Source organism: Pseudomonas sp. Pseusp97 (assembly GCF_047304025.1).
Taxonomy (GTDB): domain Bacteria; phylum Pseudomonadota; class Gammaproteobacteria; order Pseudomonadales; family Pseudomonadaceae; genus Pseudomonas.
The window spans coordinates 87,603-111,371 of sequence record NZ_JBGLYK010000002.1 but is presented as its reverse complement, the minus strand read 5'-3'; the positions used below and the strand labels follow the sequence as shown (position 1 = coordinate 111,371).

Here is a 23,769-nt window from a genome sequence, read left to right as displayed (position 1 = left end):
CGCGCGAGGCAGGCGACCTCCGCCGGCGTCGGCGAAGCCGGCGGCGGCCCGCTGCTGAGCACGGAAAAGATCTTCGCCATCGGCGCCTCCACCGGCGGTACCGAGGCGATCAAGGAGGTGCTGCTGGGCCTGCCGCCGGACTGCCCGGGTACGGTCGTCACCCTGCACATGCCGCCAGGCTTCACCAAGTCCTACGCTGAGCGACTGGACCGTCAGACGCGCCTGTCAGTACGCGAAGCCCGCGACGGCGACCGCATCCTCCCCGGCCATGTGCTGGTCGCCCCGGGCGACTACCACATGGAAGTGCAACGCAGCGGAGCCAACTACGTGGTGCGCCTGCACCGCGAGGCGGCGGTGAATGGCCACCGGCCGGCGGTGGACGTGATGTTCGAGTCCCTCGCCCGCTGCGCCGGACGCAACCTCATCGCCGCATTGCTGACCGGCATGGGCAAGGACGGCGCGCGCGGCCTGCAGGCGATCCGCCAGGCCGGCGGCCACACCGTCGCCCAGGACGAAGCAACCTGTGTGGTCTACGGCATGCCCAGGGAAGCGGTGGAATTGGGTGCGGCGAAGGAAGTCCTGCCGCTGGAGCGCATAGCAGGTTCGCTCCTACAGCAGGCGCGCCAGAGCGGAAGTGGGAACCGCGTCTAGTTCTGCGGGAATCGTCCTCTGTGGCGGAGCACCTTTTCCCACAGGGTCTAGACTCCGGCCAATCGAGTGGCGCCAATATTATGGCGATTCGATAGCAATTTGGTTTGATTGTGCCCGTACACAAACTGCACAATTGAGCTTTCGCCAAAAGACCGGCACACGGCGGGCGACACGGGGAATCGAGATAGCCATGGCGGCAAGATGGGGGTTGCGCGGCAAATCGGTGGTGGCACTGCTCATCGCCTGTCTCCTGGCGCTGGTACCGGCAGTGATGCTGGGCTGGAAGGCCATGGAAGACATCCGCACGCATTTCGGCCTCGCCTTCGCGAGGAACTTCACGCTGCTCAACCAGCAGAAGATCATCGCGCCGGTGATCCGCGAACTGGCGCTGTCGCGGCGCCTGGCCGAATCCGTGGTGACCCAGGACTGGCTGCTGGCCGAGAACGATCCGGCACGCCGCTCGCTGTTCTTCCGCGAGGCCGAAGGCTTCCGCGCCGACCAGCACAACTACTCCTACTTCGTGGTGGTCGACTCCTCGCGCCACTACTACTTCAACGACTCCAGCTCGCCGCTGTCCAATTCGCCGCGCTACACCCTCAGCGACAGCGACCCGCAGGACCGCTGGTACTTCGACACGCTGGCCAGCGACCAGACCTACAACATCAACGTCAACTACGACGCCAAGCTGAAGGTCACCAAGGTCTGGTTCAACATGGTGGTGCGCGCCGGCAACGAGAAGGTCGGGCTGGCCGGCGGCGGCCTGGACCTGACCGAGTTCCTCGACCAGTTCATCTCGCGCCGCGAGGCCGGGGTGACGCCGATGATCGTCGACCCGGACGGCGCCATCCAGGCGCATCCGGATACCCGCCTGATCGCCTACAACTCCGGCTCCAGCGGCCAGGCCAAGCACCACGTCTACGACCTGCTGGGCAGTGACCAGGAGCGCACCGCGCTGCGCCAGACCCTGCGCCAGGCGGAAACCAACCCCGGCGAAGTGGAAACCCTGTGGGCCACCCTCGACGGCAAGGAACAGCTGATCGCCACCGCCTACATCCCGCAGCTGCGCTGGCACGTGCTCAGCGCCATCGACCTGCACGCCGCGCAGGTGCTCGACAGCCGCTGGATCTGGCCGCTGGTGGGCACCCTTGCCGGGCTGCTGGCGATCCTGCTGATCGGCTTCGCCTACACCGTCGACCTGCTGGTGCTGCGCCCGCTGCGCGGCCTCAAGCAATCGGCCAAGGCGATTGCCGCCGGGCAGTACGACAGCCCGCTGCCGCGCACCCGCCCGGACGAGATCGGCGAACTCTCCAGCGCCTTCGCCAGCATGGCCGACCAGGTCCGCCGGCACACCGAGGAGCTGGAGGACAAGGTCCAGCAGCGCACCCAGGCCCTGGAAGCGGCCAACCGCGAGATGGCCGCGGCGCAGAAGAAGATCGGCGATTCCATCGACTATGCCAGCCTGATCCAGCGCGCCATCCTCCCCGACCGCCAGCTGCAGGCGTCCCTGGGCGAACATCATTTCGTCCTGTGGAAGCCGCGCGACGTGGTCGGCGGCGACTTCTACATCTACCGCGAAGGCCCCCTCGACAGCCTGATCGGCGTGGTGGACTGCGCCGGCCACGGCGTGCCCGGCGCCTTGATGACCATGCTCGCCCTGGCCGCCATCGACCATGCCATCGACAGCGTGAAGAGCCACGACCCGGCCGCCATCCTGCGCGAGACCGACCACGTGATGCGCGGCATGCTCGGCCAGGAAGAATTCACTCACTCGCTGGCCACCAACATGGACGCGGGGCTGGTGCGCGTCGACCACCCACGCCGCGTGCTGCACTTCTCCGGCGCGAAGATTTCCCTGTTCGCCAGCGATGGCAACGACGTTCGCGAATACAAGGGAGCGCGCCGCGCCATCGGCGACAAGCGCCAGGGCGACTACCAGGACGTGGAAATCCCGATGCAGGCCGGCTGGACCTACTACCTGTGTACCGACGGCTTCCTCGACCAGGCCGGCGGCGAGCACGGCTTCGGTTTCGGCAACAGCCGCTTCGCCGACCTGCTGCGCAACCACGCGCGCCGACCACTGGCCGAGCAGGCCGAGGTATTCGCCGCTACCCTCGCCCACTACCAGGGCGAGCAACCGCAGCGTGACGACATCACCATCCTCTCTTTCCGCTTCGACTAGGGGTTAATCCATGGAATCGCTAGATCTGCTGGCCATGCGCGAGAGCTTCACCCGGCAACGCATCCTGCTCTGCTTCAACGGGCCCATCTCGCGCAGCCTGATCGAGGAAATCGGCCACGCGCTGCGCAACTACATGCAGGCCGAGCAGGCGCACCCCAGCGAAGCGATGGACGTGTTCGCCGTCTATATCGAAATGACCCAGAACATCCGCCACTACGCCACCCAGCGCGGCTACAACGATCAGGAGGCCTCGGCCACCGTGGCGATCGCCCGCAACGACGAAGGCCACTACGTGGTCTCCGCCGGCAACCTGGTGGAACTGGCCGACGGCCAGGGGCTGGTGCGCAGCATCGAAGCCATCGCCGGGTTCGACAAGGCCCAGCTCAAGGCTGCCTACAAGGAACAGCTGCGCCGCCCGCGCGACGCCGAAGCTTCCACCGGCGCGGGGCTGGGCCTGCTGGACATCGCCCGCAAGTCCAGCGCGCCGCTCAAGACCTCCCTTACCGAACAACCCGACGGCCGCGCCTTCTTCAGCCTGCGCGCCGTGATCTGATCCGCGAAATTCAGGAAGACCCGATATGAGCGATCTCCACGTCAACGGCACCCAATCCACCCCACAGATCCATGGCGACTGGCAGGCCGGCATCCTCGCGATGCAGGGCGACTCCTACCCGGAGAACTCCTACGAGCTGTTCGGTCAGGTCATCGAGTGGGTGGAACGCTTCCTCACCCAGGAGCAGCGCCCGCTGGAACTCGACCTGCGCCTGCTGTACCTCAACACCAGCTCGATCAAGGCCATGATGGACATCTTCGACCTGCTCGAAGAAGCCCACGGCCAGGGCCGCGCCACCCGCGTGGCGTGGCACTACGACCGGCGCAACGAGCGCGTCGCCGAACTGGCCGAGGAATTCCGCGAGGACTGTACCTTCCCGTTCGTCATCCAAGCCTACGACGAGTAAGTGCCATGACTAGCGAGCGCGAGCTGGACCTGCTGATCGAAGACCTGCTGGCCGACCCACAGTACCAGGGGCACCCGCTGCGCGAGGCCTTGTACCTGAAACACCAGCAATCCCTCGACCAGCTCGCGCGGCTGGAGCGCATCGCGAAGATTTCCGACGGCTTCCAGTCCATGGCCCGGGCGCAGAACAGCACCCTCTCCGAGCGCTACCACAAGCAGCTGCGCCAGCTGGAAAAGGTCGCGCGCATCTCCGACCGCTACCAGGACATGATGCGCGACCTGAACATCGCGCTGAAGGAAGCCTCGACCCACGACACCCTGACCGGCATTGCCAACCGCCGCCTGCTGATGGAGCGCCTGCGCGAAGAGAGCGAGCGCGCCCAGCGCCACGGCGATCCGTACGTGCTGGCCATGCTCGACGTCGACCGCTTCAAGCAGGTCAACGACACCTGGGGCCACGAAGTCGGCGACCGCGTGCTGGTGGAAATCGGCCGCGCCATGGAAGCCGCGCTGCGCCAGTACGACCTCTGCGGCCGCTGGGGCGGCGAGGAATTCCTGCTGATCCTCCCCGATACCCGCCTGGCCGACTCCGCCGCCATCATCGAGCGCGTGCGCAACGACATCCGCTGCCTGGCCGTGCGCGTGGGCACCGACGCCCTGTCGGTCACCGCCAGCTTCGGCGTCGCCGAGCACCAGCCCGGAGAAAGCTACTCCCAGACCCTCAGCCGCGCCGACGCCGCCCTGCTCGATGCCAAGCGCAGCGGGCGGGACAAATGCGAGTTCGCCACCGCGTAACGGCGGCACCCTGAAAAAAGCCCGGCCATGGCCGGGCTTCTCTGGCGGCGCGGGATCAGTTCTGCAGCGACACCTGGCCGGCGCCCAGCTTCAGGCCTCCCAGGCGTTGCAGCAGGGTGTTGATGTTGGCGCGGGCCGAACCTTCGTTGGCCAGGCGCAGGCGCGTCACGCCATAGAACGCATCGCCCACGCCGGCAGTGAAAGGCTCCTTCACGGTTTCCTGCCAGACCACGCGGCCGCCGGCGTTTTCCACCAGGCTGTACTCGACGGTCGAGGTCACGGTGAAGTTGAAGCCGAAGACCGGCTGGTCGAGGCTGACCAGCCGGGTGCGCAGCGAATAGGCAGCCTTGTCGCCCTGGCCGAGCAGGCCGGCCTTGCCCAGCGACTGTTCCAGCGCAGCGCGGAAATCGGCGCCGTCGATCTGCGAGGTCCACAGCGGGTTGGTCTTCTTGCCGCCCTCGACGTCGCTGACCTGGAGGTTGCCGCGCAGCGCGGCGTCATAGCCCTGGGTGTGCGCCTGCTGGTCGTTGACCTGCATGTTCTCGACCTTCGCCGAAGAGGCGCAGCCGGTCAGCAGGATGGCGAAAAGGGAAACACAGAGAAAGCGAAGCATGGTCATTCCTTCGATGGCGGATGGGCGCGCAGGCGGTTCGCGCTCCAATGATGGCGCCGCGTTCCTCCCTGAACGGTGGCGGAGGATATGCCTGCGCCAATGATGGCGCAATGACTCTATCGGGATCTCGTTGGCGCTGCGGGTTGTCGCGACCGGCCACGGGCACTAAGGTCGTCGTAACCACAGCAAAGGATGCAGCATGGCCACCAAGTCCCCCGTTCCCCGCCAGCAGAAGCACCTCGCCGTGCTGATCGACGCCGACAATGCGCCCGCCGCCATCGTCGAAGGCCTGTTCGAGGAGATCGCCAAGTACGGCGTCGCCAGCGTCAAACGCATCTACGGCGACTGGACCAAGCCCAACCTGGGCAAGTGGAAACAGGTCCTTCTGGACCACTCCATCCAGCCCATGCAGCAGTTCGCCTACACCAGCGGCAAGAACGCCACCGACAGCGCGCTGATCATCGATGCCATGGACCTGCTCTACACCCGCCGCTTCGACGGTTTCTGCCTGGTCTCCAGCGACAGCGACTTCACCCGGCTCGCCGCACGCCTGCGCGAGGAAGGGCTGACCGTCTATGGCTTCGGCGAGGAGAAGACGCCCAAGCCCTTCGTCTCCGCCTGCGACAAGTTCATCTACACCGAAATCCTCCGCGCCGCCGCCGAACCGGTCGCCGAACCCGCGCCCACCACCGACAAGACCGCTGCCCCGAGTACCGCCGACGCGCCCAGGCCGGCCAGCAAACCCAAGTCGCAGAAGGTCCCGCTGGACTTCATCGCCAAGGTGCTCGACGACATCGACGGCGACGACGATGACTGGGTGCAACTGGGTGCTCTGGGACAGAACATCAGCAAGCTGCAGCCGGCGTTCGACCCGCGCCTGTATGGCTTCAAGAAGCTCAGCGACCTGATCAAGGGCCACCCCAAGCGCTTCGAACTGCAGGCACGGGGCACCAGTGGCAGCGGTGGCGTGGACCTCTACGTGCGCAACGTCGGCCCGGTGCGCTGAGCCTGCCTCAGCGCAATGAAGCACTCGCTCGTCCGGCATTAGACTGGCCGGCGAATCTGCAATGGAACCGACCATGCGCCCCTGGCTGATTGCCCTGCTCCTGTCCCTTACGGCCGCCGGTGCCGCCCAGGCCGGCACCCTGCGCTGCGGCACCAGCCTGATCAACGAGGGCGACCCGATGGACGAGGTGCTTGCCAAGTGCGGGCAGCCGGACAAGCGCGTCGTCACACCGCCCACGCAGCCACGTCGAGGGTCGGACGGCAAATTCATCCCCGGCCGGCCGCAACTGGAAACCTGGATGTACGGCCCCAGCAATGGCGCCTATCGCTATCTGTTCTTCCGTGACACGCAACTGCAACTGATCAACACCACGCGCAAGGAACTGCTCTGAGCGACACGATTTCCCGTAGGGCGCATAACCCGGAACGGGTTATCCGCCGCACGGACGGCGGATAACGCTGCGCGTTATTCGCCCTACGTCCGGGGCAGGGCCTGCGCAGGGGCGAACACCGTGCGCAATACCCTCGCGTTTTCACGCCACCTGACCGCCGCTACCAAAGGCGCCTACCCATCGAGGCTGCATCTCCCTAGACTGTTCGCCTTTGCCAGTCTGGAGGGCACCATGCAAAGCCAATTCGACTTCACCCTGGGCATCGACCCGCAAGCGCGCGACATCGTGGTCAAGGGCCTGCTCGCCTACAACCTGGGCCAGATGGGCCGCAGCAACACCTACGACGACTTCGAACTCTACGCCCGCAGCGAAGACGGCGAAGTGGTCGGCGGCATGTTCGGCCAGTCCGGCATGGGCTGGCTCTACATCGACTACCTGTGGCTGCAGGACGACCAGCGCGGCAGCGGCCTGGGCAGCCAGCTCATCGCCCTGGCCGAAGACGAAGCCCGCCGCCGCGGCTGCGTTGGCCTGTTCCTCTACACCTACAGCTTCCAGGCCCCCGGCTTCTACGAGAAACAGGGCTTCGAGCGCATGGGCGTGCTGGAGGATTGCCCGCCGGGGCATCAGCGCATCTACCTGAAGAAGCACCTGGGCTGATCGCCGAGCCTTTCCCCTGTAGGAGCGAGCTTGCTCGCGAACCCGTCCAACGCCGGCCTTGCCTGCAGATTGCCGATAGTCTGTGGTCCCGCATGACTCGTTCGCGGGGCCACCCCTCACCCTAACCCTCTCCCAGAGGGAGAGGGGACCGTTCGGCGCCGGCCGAAACCACGAATCAGCCGGCGCGGACAGCCCCATAGGGCGCATAACCCGGAACGGGTTATCCGCCAATACGGCGGATAACGCCGGGGGCGTTATCCGCCCTACTCTGTTCTGCGTTGGTCCGCTCCTACAGGTAAGCCGCGGTGCCATGCGGTTCGCGAGCAAGCTCGCTCCTACGAAGAGCCTCCAACTCCACACCGATTTGACTTTGGCTCTTGAAGACTTCCAGAGAAACACCCGCGCACTCCGAACTGCCCCGTTCAGGAGGCCTCGTTGAAGTGGAGTTTCAGGGGTTGAGCGACATGGATGTCGCGAGAGCCGCGATGGGCCAGGGATGGCCCTTCGCGGCGTGCCCCTGAAACTCCGCTTCAACGAGGGAATTTTTCGCCTAAGCGAAAAACCGGATGTCCGGGGCAAGACCTTTTGGTTCCTTTTGGGGCGTTTGCCAAAAGGGACTCGCCCGAGGGGGCGAAACCAGAGGTCCGTGCGCACGCCGAAGCGGCGCAGGACACCCGACCAAGAAGCGTCGCGAGCATGGCGCACTTCTAGACGGGAGCACTGGAACTGAGCGGTTCGCGAGCAAGCTCGCTCCTACACGCACGCCGGAAATGGCTGCTTGTTGGGCTCCCCACCCGTTCCTATCCTCGCCCAGTCACATCAGTGACCTGGGTTTGGCGACCCGGAACTAGTGGCGCGAAAGCGCTTGAAGGCGCTTGCGAGAACAGCGAATGTTCTTGCAGGTCCCCGCACGTGCAGAATTTTCTGCAACGCTCAATGGCGGATCGCGCGGGGAGACCTCCGGGTCTGCCGGGCACCACTAGCCGGTTCGCCAACCCCGCGCGGTCTGCCTCCCTTCGTTTGGCGACGTCGATGGCAGCTCTAAACTTCTAGTGGAGCTTCATCAATGCACAACACCTACACCCCAACCTTCTTCACCCGCCACAACCGCCCCCTGCGCGGCGTCCTGATCGACAACCAACCCTGGTTCGCCGCCCGCGACATCGCCCGCCTGGTCGCCTACCGCTTCCCCCACAGCATCCAGCACCGCTTCTACCCCCACGAAGTCCGCACCGTCCGCCTCACCTACAGCACCGGCAGCGACGAAGAAACCGTCATGCTCAGCGAAGCCGCCGTCTACAAGGCCCTGCTCCGCTTCGGCCACCCCGAACTCGAAGCCCTCGACCGCTGGCTCACCCAGGACGTCCTCCCCACCCTGCGCGACCAGCACACCCCCGATTCTGACTCCCCCCGCCGCGTCCTCCTCACCTGGGACGCCCGCCGCCTGATGCTGCTGAACTGGCAAGGCGACCTGTGGATGCGCTGGGACGAAATCCCCCGGATGCTCGATCGCTCCTGATCCGCCTCAGCATGGGTATCGCTGCGCTCCACGCCATCCTACAAAGGTTTCAGCCGGCTCCCGCAGAGCTGCACGTGACCTCGAACGTAGGATGGCGTGCAGCGCAGCGATACCCATCAACAATCCGGAGGATGCGCCATGACCTCATACCGCCGCGACAGAACAGACGGCGCCACCTGGTTCTTCACCCTCGCGTTGGCAGATCGCCGCTCCCAATTGCTGGTAGAAAACATCGACTCGCTCCGCGCAGCCTTTCGCTACGTGCAACAACGCCACCCCTGGCACGTCGATGCCATCGTCATCCTCCCCGACCACCTGCATGCCATCTGCACCCTTGAGCAAGGTGACGCCAATTACGCCCTGCGCTGGCGGTTGATCAAGACAGAATTCTCACGGGCGCTGCCCAGGACGGAAGTCGTCTCCGGCAGTCGTCAGACCAAGGGTGAGCGCGGCATCTGGCAGCGGCGCTATTGGGAGCATCGAATCCGCGATGACCTCGACTTCACACGGCACGCGGACTACATCCACTTCAATCCGTGCAAGCACGGCCATGTCACCCGCGCGGTCGATTGGCGATGGTCGTCGTTCCATCGCTACGTGCGTGATGGGTTGCTGGCGAGAGATTGGGGAGGACAGGCGGCGGAGGAAGTCGAGGCGGGGGAATGATGGGTATCGCTGCGCTCCACACCATCGTACAAGTGCGCTCCCGGTAAGAACGGCGCTATTGGCAAATTCGTCGGAAATAAAAAAGGCCGGTCATCCGACCGGCCTTTTTCCTACCGCTTATTCACCCTCAGCCATTGCTGGGGAAGGCGAACTGCGCCGCTTCGTGCGACTTGCGCTGCGGCCAGCGCTGGGTGATGGCCTTGCGCTTGGTGTAGAAGCGCACGCCATCCGGGCCGTAAGCGTGCAAGTCGCCGAACAGCGAACGCTTCCAGCCGCCGAAGCTGTGATAAGCGACCGGTACCGGCAGCGGTACGTTGACGCCGACCATGCCGACTTCGATCTCGTCGCAGAACAGGCGGGCCGCTTCACCGTCGCGGGTGAAGATGCAGGTGCCGTTGCCGTATTCGTGGTCGTTGATCAGCTGCATGGCTTCTTCCAGGCTGTTCACGCGCACGATGCACAGCACCGGGCCGAAGATTTCTTCCTGGTAGATGGTCATGTCCGGGGTCACCTTGTCGAACAGGGTGCCGCCGACGAAGAAGCCGTTCTCGTGACCGGCGACCTTGTAGTTGCGACCGTCGACCAGCAGCTGGGCGCCCTGCTCGACGCCGGCGTCGATGTAGCCGGTGACTTTCTGCTGGGCAGCCCCGGTGACCAGCGGGCCCATGTCGAGGCCGCAGGAGGTGCCGGCGCCGATCTTCAGGGCCTTGATCTGCGGAACGATCTTCTCGACCAGCGCGTCGCCGATCTGGTCGCCGACGCAAACGGCCACGGAGATGGCCATGCAGCGCTCGCCGCAGGAGCCGTAGGCCGCACCCATCAGGGCGCTGACGGCGTTGTCCAGATCGCAGTCGGGCATCAGTACGGCGTGGTTCTTGGCGCCGCCCAGGGCCTGTACGCGCTTGCCGCGCTTGGTGCCTTCGGAATAGATGTACTCGGCGATCGGGGTCGAGCCCACGAAGCTCAGGGCTTTGACTTCCGGGGCCTCGATCAGCGCGTCCACGGCGGTCTTGTCGCCGTGCACCACGTTCAGCACGCCCTTGGGCAGGCCGGCTTCTTCGAAGAGTTCGGCGATCAGCAGGGTGGAGCTCGGGTCACGCTCGGACGGCTTGAGGATGAAGGTGTTGCCGCAGGCGATGGCCAGCGGGTACATCCACAGGGGCACCATGGCCGGGAAGTTGAACGGGGTGATGCCGGCAACCACGCCGATCGGCTGGAAGTCGCTCCAGGCGTCGATGTTCGGGCCGACGTTGCGGCTGTATTCACCCTTGAGGATTTCCGGAGCGGCGCTGGCGTACTCGACGTTTTCGATGCCGCGCTTGAGTTCACCGGCGGCGTCTTCGAGGGTCTTGCCGTGTTCTTCGCTGATCAGCTGGCTGATGCGCGCTTCGTTGGCTTCGAGCAGTTGCTTGAAGCGGAACAGGACCTGGGCGCGCTTGGCCGGCGGGGTGTTGCGCCAGGCCGGGAAGGCAGCCTTGGCGGCGTCGATGGCCTGCTGCACGGTTTCGCGGCTGGCCAGCGGGACCTTGCGGATGGCTTCGCCGGTGGACGGGTTGAAGACGTCGGCGGTGCGGCCGGTGTCGGCGATCATCTCGCCGCCGATCAGGTGCTTGACGGTGGTCATGGGCTGTCTCTTCTCGCTTGAGTGGTTCGGGTGAAGGGCTTCGAGAGCCCCTCTCCCCAGCCCTCTCCCTGAAGGGAGAGGGAATTGTTCGGTGTGAAGCGTGGGCTGCAAGGCATGCCGACAGTCACTCTAAGGTGACTCGTCCCGGCATGCCTTCTCGCGTGCCCGCGCGCTCAGTGGCTGTGCGGGTGGTCGTCCTGCTTGAGCTCGATCTCGATGAAGGCCACTTCGTGATCGCAAGGGTTGATCACGTTGTGCTCGGTACCGATCTGGCGGGTGTAGCTCGCCCCCAGGACCAGCGGCGCGCGGCGCTCGCCCTCGGGGGTTTCCAGCAGCAGCTCGCCGTTGGTCACCGGGACCACGACATATTCCATGCCGTGGCGGTGCCAGCCGGTCTCGGCACCGGGGGCGAAGCGCCACTCGGTGACCAGGACCTTGTCGTTGTCGATCTGTACCGTGGGGACGGCCTTCGGACGCTCGCTCACTTACGCAACCCCGTTGAGGGCATCGCCCACGGCGCTGAACAGGCGGTCCAGGTCCTCGGGCTTGGCGTTGAAGGTCGGGCCGAACTGCAGGGTGTCGCCGCCGAAGCGCACGTAGAAGCCTTCCTTCCACAGCTTCATGCTGGCTTCGAACGGACGCACGATGGCGTCGCCGTCGCGGGCGCCGATCTGGATCGCGCCGGCCAGGCCGCAGTTGCGGATGTCGATGACGTTCTTTGCGCCTTTCAGGCCATGCAGGGCCTTCTCGAAGTAGGGAGCGAGTTCCAGCGACTGCTGGATCAGGTTCTCTTTTTCCAGCAGGTCCAGCGCGGCGAGGCCGGCGGCGCAGGCGACCGGGTGCGCGGAGTAGGTGTAGCCGTGGCCGAACTCGACAGCGTATTCCGGCAGGTTCTGGCCCATGAAGGTGTCGTAGATTTCGCTGCTGGCGATCACCGCGCCCATGGGAATGGCGCCGTTGGTGACCTGCTTGGCGACGTTCATGATGTCCGGCTTCACGCCGAAGAACTCGGCGCCGGTGGCCTTGCCCATGCGGCCGAAGGCGGTGATCACTTCGTCGAAGATCAGCAGGATGTTGTGCTGGTCACAGATTTCGCGCAGGCGTTGCAGGTAGCCCTTCGGCGGTACCAGGACGCCGGCGGAACCGGACATCGGCTCGACGATGACGGCAGCGATGTTCGAGGCGTCATGCAGCTCGATCAGCTTCAGCAGTTCGTTGGCCAGCTCGACGCCGCAGGTCTCGGCCATACCCTTGGTGAAGGCCAGGCCCGGCTGCAGGGTGTGCGGCAGGTGGTCGACGTCCATCAGCTGGCCGAACATCTTGCGGTTGCCACCGATGCCGCCCAGCGCGGTGCCGGCGACGTTCACGCCGTGGTAGCCACGGGCGCGGCCGATCAGCTTGGTCTTCTGCGCCTGGCCTTTCAGGCGCCAGTAGGCGCGGGCCATCTTGATCGAAGTGTCGGCGCACTCGGAGCCGGAACCGGTGAAGAACACGTGGTCCAGACCCGCCGGGGTCAGCTGGGTGATCTTCTCGGCCAGCTTGAAGGACAGCGGGTGGCCGTACTGGAAGGCCGGGGAGTAGTCGAGGGTGGTCAGCTGCTTGGCCACCGCGTCGGCGATTTCCTTGCGCGAGTGACCGGCGCCGCAGGTCCACAGGCCCGACAGGCTGTCGTAGATCTTGCGGCCCTTGTCGTCCACCAGCCAGCTGCCTTCGGCGGCGACGATGATGCGCGGATCCTTGTGGAAGTTGCGGTTGGCGCTGAAGGGCATCCAGTGGGCCTTCAGGTTCAGTTCGCTGGCCACCGACGGGGTGACGTTCACTTGCTGGTTCATGGAGCATGTCCTCGACGACAGTCTTGTTGGGCGCGCAGGCCGCGTCGTGCCTGGTGCGATGCCCGTAGATTGGGCCTGACTAAACGTGAGTTAAAGCTTATTCTTCTTACGTTCAGTTTCGAGTTGGTAAAACTAAAATGGCAAAACCCCGTGCTCCTTCCCTGGGCCAGGTCAGCGACTTCGAGATCCGCCTGCTGCGCATCTTCAAAACCATAGTCGAGTGCGGCAGCTTCTCGGCCGCGGAAAGCACGCTGGGCATCAGCCGTTCGGCCATCAGCCTGCACATGGGCGACCTGGAAAAGCGCCTGGGCATGCGCCTGTGCCAGCGCGGCCGGGCGGGATTCGCACTGACCGACGAGGGCCGCGAGGTATACCGCGCCACGCAGTCGCTGCTGGCGGCGCTGGAGGGCTTCCGCGCCGAGGTCAACGAACTGCACCAGCACCTGCGTGGCGAGCTGAACATCGGCATCATCAACAACCTGGTGACCCTGCCGCAGATGCGCATCACCCACGCCCTGCGCGCGCTGAAGGCCAGCGGGCCGGGCGTGCGGATCAATATCGGGATGACCACGCCCAACGAGATCGAACTGGGCGTTCTCGACGGACGGTTGCATGTGGGAGTGGTGCCGCTCATCAGTCCGCTGTCCGGGCTGGAGTATTCGGCTCTTTATGAGGAACGCTCGCTGCTGTTCTGCAGCCAGGAACACCCGCTGTTCGAGCGCGGCGACGCGAGCATCACGGTGGAGGAAATCCACGCCTGCGACGCGGTAGCGCCGAGCTATCGCATTCCGGCAGAGGCGCAGGAGCGACACCAGGAACTCTCGGGCAGCGCGACAGCCTCGGACCGCGAGGGCATGGCCTTCCTGATTCTCACCGGCAGCTACATCGGCTACCTGCCCGACCACTACGCCGCCGACTGGGTCGCCCAGGGCCGCCTGCGCGCGCTGCGGCCGGAGCGCTTCCACTACGACATCCCGCTGACCGTGGTGACCCGCAAGGGACGCCGGCCGAACCTGGTGCTGGAGCGGTTCATCGAGGCGGTGGCGGAAAGCCGCTGAGGCGAAGCTCTTGTAGGAGCGGACTCCGTCCGCGATTGGTTCGCATCGCGCCGGACGCCATCGCGGACAGAGTCCGCTCCTACGCTCAGGCCTGGCCCTCGACTGTAGGAGCGAGCTTGCTCGCGAACCAGCCCCCCGCAGCGGACCCTGTTCGCGAGCAAGGACCAGGCGCCCCCTCGATCCTACGAAAAAACCGCGCAAGGCATTTCTGCCTATCCAATTTGTCGCCCCAGCCACCAAAAATCCTATACCCCCACCGCTGCAGCCCGCGGGCCGCGGGGTTTGCGTGGGTGCAGCTTTTCCCTAGCCTGCGACTACAAAAAACATAATTTCGCTAATCCCAGCCTCTGAACAGAATGCGGCCAACAGCTCACCGCAGCCGCAACAAGAACAAACGTGATCAGAGTCTGAGGAAGCAAGCCATGACCGACCTGAATCCAGGCGCCTTCGGCAAGAAGTCGCTTGATAACCTGGAAATCGACACGCTGGTCGTTGGCGCCGGACAAGCCGGCGTCGCCATGAGCGAGCACCTGACCCAGCAGGGCGTGCCGCACATCGTGCTGGAAAAGAGCCGCATCGCCGAAGCCTGGCGCACCGGGCGCTGGGACTCGCTGGTCGCCAACGGCCCGGCCTGGCATGACCGCTTCCCGAACCTGGAATTCCCGGTCGGCCCGGACGATTTCCCGCACAAGGAGCAGGTCGCCGACTACTTCGTCGCCTACGCCAAGCAATTCAACGCGCCGATCCGCACCGGCGTGGAAGTGAAGAAGGTCACCCGCAACGAGGGCCGCCCCGGCTTTTCCGTGGAAACCTCCGAGGGCACCCTCCAGGCCCTGCGTATCGTCTCCGCCACCGGCCCGTTCCAGCGCCCGGTGATCCCGGCCATCGCGCCGAAGGAGGAAGGCCTCTACCAGATCCATTCGGCCAAGTACTTCAACCCGCAGCAGCTGCCCGAGGGCGCCGTGCTGGTGATCGGTGCCGGCTCCTCCGGCGTGCAGATCGCCGACGAGCTGAACCGCGCCGGCAAGAAGACCTACCTGTCCGTGGGCGCCCATGACCGTCCGCCGCGCTCCTACCGCAACCGCGACTTCGTCTGGTGGCTGGGCGTGCTCGGCCTGTGGGACGCCGAGGAAGTGCAGCCGGGCCGCGAGCACGTGACCATCGCCGTGAGCGGTGCCCGTGGCGGCGAGACCATCGACTTCCGCCGCCTGGCCAACGAGGGCATCACCCTGACCGGCCTGACCAAGTCCTTCGCTGACGGCAAGGTGACCTTCCAGGACGACCTGGTGGCCAACCTCAAGGCTGGCGACGACAACTACCTCGGCCTGCTGGACGCCGCCGACGCCTACATCGAACGCAACGGCCTGGACCTGCCGCTGGAGCCGGAAGCCCGCAAGGTCTACCCGGACGCCGAGTGCATCCGCAACCCGATCCAGCAACTGGACCTGGCCGAGGCCGGCATCACCTCGATCATCTGGGCCACCGGCTACGCCGTGGACTTCAACTGGCTGCAGGTGGACGCCTTCGACGACAAGGGCAAGCCCAAGCACCAGCGCGGCGTATCCCGCGAGCCGGGCGTGTACTTCGTCGGCCTGCCGTGGCTGTCGCGCCGTGGCTCCTCGTTCATCTGGGGCGTGTGGCACGACGCCAAGCACGTGGCCGGCCACATCGCCACCCAACGCCGTTATGTCGAATACCGGGACGCTTCGCAGCGCGAAGCCTCCGTTCAGAAAGCCGCTTCCTGGGAGTAAGAGATGCCTACCCACACTCGCATCCGCATGTTCAACACCAAGGACACCTACCCGAACCAGACCCTGGACAACGACCTCTGCCAGGCCGTGCGCGCCGGCAACACCGTGTACGTACGCGGCCAGGTCGGGACTGATTTCGAGGGCAACCTGGTGGGCCTGGGCGACCCGCGCGCCCAGGCCGAGCAGGCGATGAAGAACGTCAAGCAACTGCTGGAAGAAGCCGGCAGCGACCTGTCGCACATCGTCAAGACCACCACCTACCTGATCGACCCGCGCTACCGCGAGCCGGTGTACCAGGAAGTGGGCAAATGGCTGAAGGGCGTGTTCCCGATCTCCACCGGCCTGGTGGTTTCGGCCCTCGGCCAGCCGCAGTGGCTGATGGAGATCGACGTCATCGCGGTCATTCCGGACTGAAAGCTACTGCGCTAGGCCATGCTGCGTTGGGGCCGGTCGAGAAAATGCTCATTTGCTACAGCAAACTCCGCTTTTCTCGACCGGCCCCGCCTTGCCTGGCCGTCGCTCGTGACGCTTTCAAGCGTGAAGGCGATGCGGATTTTCCGCATCGCCCTTTGTCGTTTTAGCTATCAGAACAAGCAAGGAGCCACCATGACCTTCTCCATCGTCGGCCGCTGCGCCGAAACCGGACAACTGGGTATCGCCATCAGCTCCTCGAGCATCGCCGTGGGCGCCCGCTGCCCCTGGGTACGCGCCGGCGTCGGCGCGGTGGCCACGCAGAACATCACCCTGCCGGCCCTCGGCCCGCAGATCCTCGACCGACTCGAAGCCGGCCTCGAACCGGGCGCGGCGCTGGACCAGGCGCTGTCCAGCAACGGCTACAGCCAGTACCGCCAGGTGACGGTGATCGACCAGCACGGCAAGGTCGCGCTGTTCACCGGCAGCGAAGCGCTGGGCGTGTACAACGCCGTGGCCGGGGAGAACTGCGTGGCGGCGGGCAACCTGCTGTCGTCCACCGCGGTGATCGAAGCCATGACCCAGGCCTTCGAAAGCGCCAACGGCTGCCTGGCCGAGCGCCTGCTGGCGGCGATGCAGGCGGCGATGGCCGCCGGCGGCGAAGCCGGCCCGGTGCATTCGGCGGCGCTGAAGGTGGTCGGCGACCTGGTCTGGCCGATCGTCGACCTGCGCGTGGACTGGGCGGACGAAGCGCCCATCGATGAGCTGGAGAAACTCTGGGTGGCCTACAAGCCGCAGCTGGAAGACTACCTCGTGCGCGCCCTCGACCCGACCAAGGCACCGAGCTACGGTGTGCCGGGGGACGAGTAAGACTTAGAAATGTAGGAGCGAGCTTGCTCGCGAACCCGGCCTCGCAGCGGGTTTTGTTCGCGAGCAAGCTCGCTCCTACAGAGAGCAAAAACGCAGGACCCAACCATGCCCACCAGCCGTGAAATCCTCGCCGACCTGATCGCCTTCGACACCGTCAGCCGCAATTCCAACCTGGCGCTGATCCACTACATCCGCGACTACCTCGCAGGCCACGGCATCGCCTGCGAGCTGTTCCACGATGCCGAGGGCGGCAAGGCCAACCTCTATGCCACGCTGGGTCCGCAGGATTGCGGCGGGGTGTGCCTGTCCGGACACACCGACGTGGTGCCGACCGATGGCCAGCCGTGGACGGTCCCGCCGTTCGAGCTGACCGAACGTGACGGCCGCCTCTACGGGCGCGGCACCGCGGACATGAAGGGCTACATCGCCTGCGTGCTGGCGGCGGTACCGGCGTTCCTCGCCAAGCCGCTGCGCCTGCCGGTGCACCTGGCCTTCTCCTACGACGAGGAAGTCGGATGCCTCGGCGTGCGCTCGCTGCTCGCCGCGCTGGAGCACCGCGAGCACAAGCCGATGCTGTGCATCATCGGCGAACCCACCGAACTCAAGCCGGTGCTCGGCCACAAGGGCAAGCTCGCGATGCGCTGCCAGGTACATGGCGCGCCGTGCCACTCGGCCTATGCGCCGCAGGGCGTGAATGCCATCGAGTATGCGGCGAAGCTGATCGGCCGCCTCGGCGAGATCGGCACCCGCCTCGCCGCGCCCGAGCGCCATGACCCGCGCTTCGACCCGCCCTATTCCACCGTGCAGACCGGTGTGATCAGCGGCGGCCGCGCACTGAACATCGTGCCCGCCGAATGCCAGTTCGATTTCGAGGTGCGCGCGCTGCCCAGCGACGACCCGCAACAGGTCGCCGATGACCTGCGCGCCTTCGCCGAGGCCGAGCTGCTGCCGAAGATGCGCGCGGTGAAGGCCGAGACGGATATCCGCTTCAGCGAAATTTCCGCCTACCCGGCGCTGGTGACCGACCAGCAGGCCCAGGCCGCCGAGCTTATTGCGCTGCTGAGCGGTTCGCGCGACTTCACCACCGTGGCCTACGGCACCGAGGGCGGGCTGTTCCACCAGGCCGGCATCCCCACCGTGGTCTGCGGCCCGGGCAGCATGGACCAGGGCCACAAGCCGGACGAGTTCGTCAGCCTGGAACAGCTGGCCAAGTGCGACGAAATGATGGAGCGGCTGGCGCAGTGGTTGCGCGGCTGATTCACAGCGCGGCTCACCCCGCTGCGTAGGAGCGGACTTCGTCCGCGATGTGCCTCCGGCTCGCTCGGAGCGACCGGCAATCGATCGCGGATGAATCCGCTCGCAGGGCCCGCCGAATGCCCTGCGGCGGATAACGCTGGCGCGTTATGCGCCCTACGATCCAGGCGCTTTCAGATCAGGTTCGCGAGCAAGCTCGCTCCTACAGGGTGCGTGCGCTCTTCGTAGGACCGAGGGGGACGCCCAGTCCTTGCTCGCGAACCCAGCCCGGTCGAGGAGCTTCAGGCAAAGGCCGCGCGCAGCTCGTCCAGACTCGCGAAGTAATGCGCCGGGCTTTCCGCCATCAGCTCCTCGCGGCTGCCGAAGCCATAACCGACGCCCGCCGCCGACAGGCCATTGCGGTGCGCGCCGATCAGGTCGTGCTTGCGGTCGCCGATCATCAGGGTCTGCTGCAGATCCAGCTGCTCGATGCCCAGCAGGTGCTCGATCAGCTCGACCTTGTTGGTGCGCGTGCCGTCCAGCTCGCTGCCGTAGATCACCTTGAAGTGTTTGGCGAAATCGAAGTGGCGGGCGATTTCGGAGGCGAACACCGTTGGCTTGCTGGTGCAGATGTACAGCGTGCGGCCCTGGCCGCCGAGCAGTTGCAGCAGCTCGGCGACGCCATCGAACACCTTGTTCTCGTACAGCCCGGTGTCCTTGAAGCGCACGCGGTAGTGGTTCACCGCCTCCCAGGCGCGCGCCTCGTCGAAGTCGTAGGTACTCATGAAGCACTGCAGCAACGGCGGGCCGATGAAGTGTTCGAGCTGACGCAGGTCGGGCTCGTCGATGCCCAGCTGGGCGAGGGCGTACTGGATGGAACGGGTAATGCCCTCGCGCGGATCGGTGAGGGTGCCGTCGAGGTCGAAGAGGATGTTCTGGTAATGCATGGGTTCAGCGTCCGGCCGCGAAAGTCGGGCGGGAAGGATACGCCGTCGGGTAGCGGGCGCGAAGCACGAGTCGCCGAATGACCGGCTCAGGGCGCCGAGCCCTGCCCCTGCCGGAGCACGCGGAAGCCGCCGCTGACGCTCACCGGCTCGGCCTCGCCGGCGCCATAGGTGCGCACTTCGTCCGCTTCGGGTTCGTCCTCCGGCTGCGCCAGCCGGCCGCTGAGGCTTTCCTGCACACGGGCGCCCAGGTGATCGACGCCGGACATCACTCCGCCGTCCGGATCGCGCATCAGCGCCAGCCACTGCTCGTCGAAGGCGGCGTTGATCTCCTTGCGCAGCTGCGTCTCCACTTCGGGCCGTTCGTGGTCGTTACCAGCCATGCTGAACAGGGTGAAGGCCACCGAGATGACCGACCCGGCGACCTTGCCCGCCGCGCTTGCCACCACGCCGGCGATGCTGCGGTTGCGCAGTTCATTCACCAGCTTGGCACTGGTGCGCTGGGCCACCGGCGAGACGCCGCTGACCTTGGTGCCGGCGCCCGCCTTGCCCGCCGCCGTGCGGATGTCCTGCATCAGCGAGGCGAAGGCCGGCAGCCGGCCAATGTCCTTGGCGTACACCACGTCATACAGCGAAGCGTCGCGGCTGGCGGGCGGACCGAGGGAGATCGCCGGGATGCCCATCAGGTGCTCGTCGAAGGCCTTCTGCGGGATGCCGCGACGCTGGGGAATTTCCTTCACCGCCACGCTCAGCAGCTCGATGTAATGCCGTGTGGCCTTCTCCATCACCGCGTCGGGGTCGACCTGTTTGGCCACGGGTATCAGCACCTGCTTGCGGTACTGCTCCTGCAGGTAGACGGCCAGCTTGTCGACAGTGGGGTCGAGGTCGCCGTGGGAGCCCATCTTGTACCAGGCGACCTTCATGCTCAGCCATTCCTGGGTCCAGTAGCTGGAGAACCAGGGGATGAATTTCTCGTCGGTGCGCTGGTAGACCAGGTCCATCCACTGCTGCATGGCCTGTTCGGCATAGGCGCGGGCCTGGGACGTGGCGGCCAGCGAAGCCGCGCCGATATCGGCGTCGACCTGGTGCCAGGTGGCTTCGGTGATCGGGGCGGCGGGCTGGGCAGGGTGATGGGCGCAGCCGGGCAAAACCAGCAGAAGCAGTGCCAGCAGGAGCAGGACGAAGATACCGCCGCGCCGCCAGGGCGAAGCGGTGGCGCTGGGGGAGCACAGACTGTTCATGGCCGCTCGCCGGCTCGGCGGCGCCGGGATGGCTGGCCGCCCGCTGCTGAACCCGGCCGGGCACGCGCTGGCGTCCGGTCACCTTGGCTCAGTATAGGGCGCGAGGCTTGCGTCGACGGGCCGTCTGGCGGGACATCCTCGATGTAGGGCGTCGACAGGTGGGCGATGGTTCGCGAGCAAGCTCGCTCCTACCGGGATATGCCCGCTCTTCGTAGGAGCAAGCTTGCTCGCGAACCGCCCGAAAAGGCCGGCTTGCTCAGCCCGCAAAACCCTCGGCGATATGCTGGTCCTTCAGCTTCACGTAGTTCCCGGCGGTATAGCTGAAGAACGCCCGCTCCTTGTCGGTCAGCGGCCGGGCCTTCTTCACCGGGCTGCCGACATAGAGGAAGCCGCTCTCCAGCGTCTTGCCCGGCGGCACCAGGCTGCCGGCGCCAAGGATCACCTCGTCCTCGATCACCGCGCCGTCCATGACGATGGAGCCCATGCCCACCAGGATGCGGCTGCCGATGGTGCAGCCGTGCAGCAGCACCTTGTGGCCGATGGTCACCTCGTCGCCGATGGTCAGCGGGAAGCCATCCGGGTTGAAGGGGCCGGCGTGGGTGATGTGCAGCACACTGCCGTCCTGCACGCTGGTGCGCGCGCCGATGCGGATGCGGTGCATGTCGCCGCGGATCACCACCAGCGGCCACACCGAGCTGTCCGCGCCGATCTCCACGTCGCCGATGACCACGGCGCTGGCATCGACGAAGACGCGCTCGCCGAGGGATGGCGTTTTGCCCTGATAGGTTCGAATCGTCACGATAGCTTTCCTGTGGCTGCGTATGGGTCCGATTGTATTTAAGATGGCCGGGTGTTTCTTCAGCCAAGGTGCCACCGTGAGCGCGAATCCTCTTCTGCAGAGCTACGACCTGCCGCCCTTCTCCTCCATTCGCCCCGAGCACGTGAAGCCGGCCATCGAGCAGATCCTCGCCGACAACCGCGCCGCCATCGCGCGCCTCCTCGCCCAGCAGAACGGCACCCCGACCTGGGCCGGCCTGGTGCTGAGCATGGACGAACTGCATGACCGCCTGGGCAAGGCCTGGAGCCCGGTCAGCCACCTCAACGCGGTGTGCAACAGCGCCGAACTGCGAGAGGCCTACGAAGGCTGCCTGCCGCTGCTGTCCGCCTACTGGACCGAACTGGGCCAGAACCGCGAACTGTTCAAGGCCTACGAAGCGCTGGCTGCAAGCCCGGAGTCGAAGGACTTCGATGTCGCCCAGAAGACCATCCTCGAACACGCGCTGCGCGACTTCCGCCTGTCGGGTATCGACCTGCCGGCCGACCAGCAGCAGCGCTACGCGGAAATCCAGACGCGCTTGTCCGAGCTGGGCAGCCGCTTCTCCAACCAATTGCTGGACGCCACCCAGGCCTGGACCAAGCACGTCACCGACGAAGCGGCGCTGGCCGGCCTGACCGACTCGGCCAAGGCGCAGATGCAGCAGGCCGCCCAGGCCAAGGAGCTGGACGGCTGGCTGATCAGCCTGGAATTCCCCAGCTATTTCGCCGTGATGACCTACGCGCAGGACCGCGCCCTGCGCGAAGAGGTGTACGCCGCGTACTGCACCCGCGCCTCCGATCAGGGCCCGAACGCCGGGCAGAACGACAACGGCCCGGTGATGCAGGAAATCCTCGACCTGCGCCAGGAGCTGTCACGTCTGCTGGGCTTCAAGAACTTCGCCGAGCTGTCCCTGGCCACCAAGATGGCCGAGACGCCCGAGCAGGTCCTGCACTTCCTGCGCGACCTGGCCGTGCGCAGCAAGCCCTTCGCCGCCCAGGACCTCGAGCAGCTCAAGGCCTACGCCGCCGAACAGGGCTGCCCGAACCTCTCCAGCTGGGACGCCAGCTACTTCGGCGAGAAGCTGCGCGAAGCGCGCTACAGCGTCTCCCAGGAAGCCCTGCGCGAATACTTCCCGATCGACAAGGTGCTCTCCGGCCTGTTCGCCATCGTGCAGAAGCTCTACGGCATCCAGATCCGCGAGCTGAACGACTTCGAGCGCTGGCACCCGGACGTGCGCCTGTTCGAGATCGAGGAAAACGGCCAGCACGTCGGCCGCTTCTATTTCGACCTCTACGCCCGCGCCAACAAGCGGGGCGGCGCCTGGATGGACGGCGCCCGCGACCGTCGCCGCACCGCCGGTGGCGAGCTGCAATCGCCGGTGGCGTACCTGGTGTGCAACTTCACCCCGGCGGTCGGCGGCAAGCCGGCGCTGCTGACCCACGATGAAGTCACCACCCTGTTCCACGAATTCGGCCACGGCCTGCACCACCTGCTGACCCGCGTCGAACACGCCGGCGCCTCGGGCATCAACGGCGTGGCCTGGGACGCGGTGGAGCTGCCGAGCCAGTTCATGGAGAACTGGTGCTGGGAGTCCGAAGGCCTGGCGCTGATCTCCGGCCACTACGAAACCGGCGCGCCGCTGCCCCAGAACCTGCTGGAGAAGATGCTCGCCGCGAAGAACTTCCAGTCCGGCCTGATGATGGTCCGCCAGCTGGAGTTCTCCCTGTTCGACTTCGAACTGCACGCCACCCATGGTGATGGCCGCAGCGTCCTCGAGGTGATCGAGGCGATCCGCGATGAAGTCGCAGTGATGCGCCCGCCGGCGTACAACCGCTTCGCCAACAGCTTCGCGCACATTTTCGCCGGCGGTTACGCGGCCGGTTACTACAGCTACAAGTGGGCCGAAGTGCTGTCCGCCGACGCGTTCTCCCGCTTCGAGGAAGAAGGCGTGCTCAACCCGGCGACCGGCGCGGCCTTCCGCGAGGCGATCCTGGCCAAGGGCGGCTCCCAGGAGCCGATGGCGCTGTTCGTGGCCTTCCGTGGCCGCGAGCCGTCCATCGACGCCCTGCTGCGCCACTCGGGCCTGTCCGAGGAGGCGGCGTGATGAGCGAGGTGAGGAAACGCTTCATCGCCGGGGCCGTTTGCCCGGCGTGCAGCGAGCAGGACAAGATCGTCATGTGGGACATCGACGGCGTGCCGCACCGCGAATGCGTGGCCTGCGGCTACTCCGACACGCTCAACGCCCAGGGCCAGTCGGTACCCAAGGAGCTGTCCACCCGCGTCAACACCAGCGCGCTGGAAAAGCCCAAGGACCCGAAGGTGCAGGGCGTGCAGTTCTTCCCCAATCCGAAGCTGAAGAAGCCGCAGGAATAGCGCCCGCGTGACGCCCGGAGAATGCCCCGGCTTGCCGGGGCATTTGCTTTTTGCGGCGCCGAAATGCCGCGCATCCCCACCAACATCAAGGAATGTCGAAGCAGCCTTGCCCTAGCATGACGCCCCGCCCCGCTCGCTCCGTCAGCCCATGATCGCCACGGCCGGCTAGTCTGTAGGGCA

The 23,769-nt window shown here is 65.9% G+C and carries 24 protein-coding genes; 17 read left to right on the top strand and 7 right to left on the bottom strand.

All coding sequences use genetic code 11. From position 1 onward, the window contains the following. From ACCC94_RS01130 to siaD, 5 genes are all read left to right on the top strand, one after another. The coding region (locus ACCC94_RS01130) for a CheB methylesterase domain-containing protein (protein WP_413347658.1) at positions 1-651 on the top strand (651 nt) is incomplete at its 5' end. Between the two features lie 190 nt (positions 652-841). Next, positions 842-2,830: a biofilm regulation protein phosphatase SiaA gene (siaA, locus tag ACCC94_RS01125; RefSeq protein WP_413347657.1), complete on the top strand. Its 1,989-nt coding sequence runs from the start codon at positions 842-844 to the stop codon at positions 2,828-2,830. Between the two features lie 10 nt (positions 2,831-2,840). Beyond that, the gene (gene siaB / locus ACCC94_RS01120; protein ID WP_413347656.1) at positions 2,841-3,383 is read left to right on the top strand and encodes a biofilm regulation protein kinase SiaB; all 543 of its coding nucleotides are present in this window, start codon (positions 2,841-2,843) and stop codon (positions 3,381-3,383) included. 25 nt (positions 3,384-3,408) lie between these two features. After that, the gene (gene siaC, locus ACCC94_RS01115; RefSeq protein ID WP_413347655.1) at positions 3,409-3,789 is read left to right on the top strand and encodes a biofilm regulation phosphoprotein SiaC; all 381 of its coding nucleotides are present in this window, start codon (positions 3,409-3,411) and stop codon (positions 3,787-3,789) included. A gap of 5 nt (positions 3,790-3,794) precedes the next feature. Then, positions 3,795-4,583, top strand: coding sequence for a biofilm regulation diguanylate cyclase SiaD (siaD, locus tag ACCC94_RS01110; RefSeq protein WP_413347654.1), 789 nt, complete (start codon positions 3,795-3,797; stop codon positions 4,581-4,583). A gap of 55 nt (positions 4,584-4,638) precedes the next feature. Here the strand turns inward: siaD and ACCC94_RS01105 are convergent, their stop codons facing one another. Further along, the gene (locus tag ACCC94_RS01105; RefSeq protein WP_413347653.1) at positions 4,639-5,196 is read right to left on the bottom strand and encodes a hypothetical protein; all 558 of its coding nucleotides are present in this window, start codon (positions 5,194-5,196) and stop codon (positions 4,639-4,641) included. A gap of 199 nt (positions 5,197-5,395) precedes the next feature. On the opposite strand from ACCC94_RS01105, the gene ACCC94_RS01100 reads away from it, so the two are divergent. From ACCC94_RS01100 to ACCC94_RS01080, 5 genes are all read left to right on the top strand, one after another. Beyond that, on the top strand, positions 5,396-6,202 hold the full coding sequence (locus ACCC94_RS01100) for an NYN domain-containing protein (protein ID WP_413347652.1): 807 nt from the start codon (positions 5,396-5,398) through the stop codon (positions 6,200-6,202). A gap of 73 nt (positions 6,203-6,275) precedes the next feature. Next, a complete protein-coding gene (locus ACCC94_RS01095) occupies positions 6,276-6,593 on the top strand; it encodes a DUF2845 domain-containing protein (RefSeq protein WP_413347651.1) in 318 nt (105 codons plus the stop codon). A 231-nt stretch (positions 6,594-6,824) separates the two neighbouring features. Then, entirely contained in the window at positions 6,825-7,250 is a 426-nt protein-coding gene (locus ACCC94_RS01090; protein ID WP_413347650.1) for a GNAT family N-acetyltransferase, read from the top strand. Between the two features lie 1,066 nt (positions 7,251-8,316). Then, positions 8,317-8,769, top strand: a complete 453-nt coding sequence (locus ACCC94_RS01085; RefSeq protein WP_413347649.1) for a Bro-N domain-containing protein — start codon at positions 8,317-8,319, stop codon at positions 8,767-8,769. A gap of 138 nt (positions 8,770-8,907) precedes the next feature. Next, on the top strand, positions 8,908-9,435 hold the full coding sequence (locus tag ACCC94_RS01080) for an REP-associated tyrosine transposase (protein WP_413347648.1): 528 nt from the start codon (positions 8,908-8,910) through the stop codon (positions 9,433-9,435). Between the two features lie 127 nt (positions 9,436-9,562). Here the strand turns inward: ACCC94_RS01080 and ACCC94_RS01075 are convergent, their stop codons facing one another. From ACCC94_RS01075 to ACCC94_RS01065, 3 genes are all read right to left on the bottom strand, one after another. Then, positions 9,563-11,059, bottom strand: coding sequence for a CoA-acylating methylmalonate-semialdehyde dehydrogenase (locus ACCC94_RS01075; protein ID WP_024766243.1), 1,497 nt, complete (start codon positions 11,057-11,059; stop codon positions 9,563-9,565). Positions 11,060-11,232: 173 nt separating this feature from the next. After that, positions 11,233-11,544 carry a cupin domain-containing protein gene (locus tag ACCC94_RS01070; RefSeq protein WP_413347647.1) on the bottom strand — a complete coding sequence of 104 codons (312 nt, stop codon included), beginning with the start codon at positions 11,542-11,544 and terminating at the stop codon, positions 11,233-11,235. Beyond that, positions 11,545-12,891: an aspartate aminotransferase family protein gene (locus ACCC94_RS01065; RefSeq protein WP_413347646.1), complete on the bottom strand. Its 1,347-nt coding sequence runs from the start codon at positions 12,889-12,891 to the stop codon at positions 11,545-11,547. It abuts the gene before it with no gap. 137 nt (positions 12,892-13,028) lie between these two features. Between ACCC94_RS01065 and ACCC94_RS01060 the strand changes: the two genes are divergently transcribed. The 5 genes from ACCC94_RS01060 to argE all read left to right on the top strand — a co-directional run bounded on the left by ACCC94_RS01060 (position 13,029) and on the right by argE (position 18,238). Next, the gene (locus ACCC94_RS01060; protein WP_413347645.1) at positions 13,029-13,949 is read left to right on the top strand and encodes a LysR family transcriptional regulator; all 921 of its coding nucleotides are present in this window, start codon (positions 13,029-13,031) and stop codon (positions 13,947-13,949) included. 422 nt (positions 13,950-14,371) lie between these two features. Next, positions 14,372-15,700, top strand: a complete 1,329-nt coding sequence (locus ACCC94_RS01055) for a flavin-containing monooxygenase (protein WP_413347644.1) — start codon at positions 14,372-14,374, stop codon at positions 15,698-15,700. 3 nt (positions 15,701-15,703) lie between these two features. Beyond that, complete coding sequence (locus ACCC94_RS01050) at positions 15,704-16,114, top strand: RidA family protein (protein WP_015474916.1); 411 nt, start codon at positions 15,704-15,706, stop codon at positions 16,112-16,114. 192 nt (positions 16,115-16,306) lie between these two features. Further along, a complete protein-coding gene (locus ACCC94_RS01045; protein WP_413347643.1) occupies positions 16,307-16,981 on the top strand; it encodes a DUF1028 domain-containing protein in 675 nt (224 codons plus the stop codon). 105 nt (positions 16,982-17,086) lie between these two features. Next, positions 17,087-18,238 (top strand): acetylornithine deacetylase, encoded by a 1,152-nt coding sequence (gene argE / locus ACCC94_RS01040; RefSeq protein ID WP_413347642.1) that lies wholly within the window; start codon positions 17,087-17,089, stop codon positions 18,236-18,238. A 278-nt stretch (positions 18,239-18,516) separates the two neighbouring features. On the opposite strand, the gene ACCC94_RS01035 is transcribed toward argE, so the two are convergent. The 3 genes from ACCC94_RS01035 to ACCC94_RS01025 form a co-directional block, all read right to left on the bottom strand. Continuing rightward, the gene (locus ACCC94_RS01035) at positions 18,517-19,161 is read right to left on the bottom strand and encodes an HAD family hydrolase (RefSeq protein ID WP_413347641.1); all 645 of its coding nucleotides are present in this window, start codon (positions 19,159-19,161) and stop codon (positions 18,517-18,519) included. An 86-nt stretch (positions 19,162-19,247) separates the two neighbouring features. Continuing rightward, positions 19,248-20,399 carry a hypothetical protein gene (locus ACCC94_RS01030; protein WP_413347640.1) on the bottom strand — a complete coding sequence of 384 codons (1,152 nt, stop codon included), beginning with the start codon at positions 20,397-20,399 and terminating at the stop codon, positions 19,248-19,250. A gap of 256 nt (positions 20,400-20,655) precedes the next feature. After that, complete coding sequence (locus ACCC94_RS01025) at positions 20,656-21,198, bottom strand: gamma carbonic anhydrase family protein (protein ID WP_413347639.1); 543 nt, start codon at positions 21,196-21,198, stop codon at positions 20,656-20,658. 76 nt (positions 21,199-21,274) lie between these two features. On the opposite strand from ACCC94_RS01025, the gene prlC reads away from it, so the two are divergent. After that, positions 21,275-23,320, top strand: coding sequence for an oligopeptidase A (gene prlC / locus ACCC94_RS01020; RefSeq protein WP_413347638.1), 2,046 nt, complete (start codon positions 21,275-21,277; stop codon positions 23,318-23,320). After that, a complete protein-coding gene (locus ACCC94_RS01015; protein ID WP_413347637.1) occupies positions 23,320-23,589 on the top strand; it encodes a YheV family putative zinc ribbon protein in 270 nt (89 codons plus the stop codon). The genes prlC and ACCC94_RS01015 overlap by 1 nt, the downstream gene beginning before the upstream one ends. Positions 23,590-23,769: the final 180 nt, after the last annotated feature.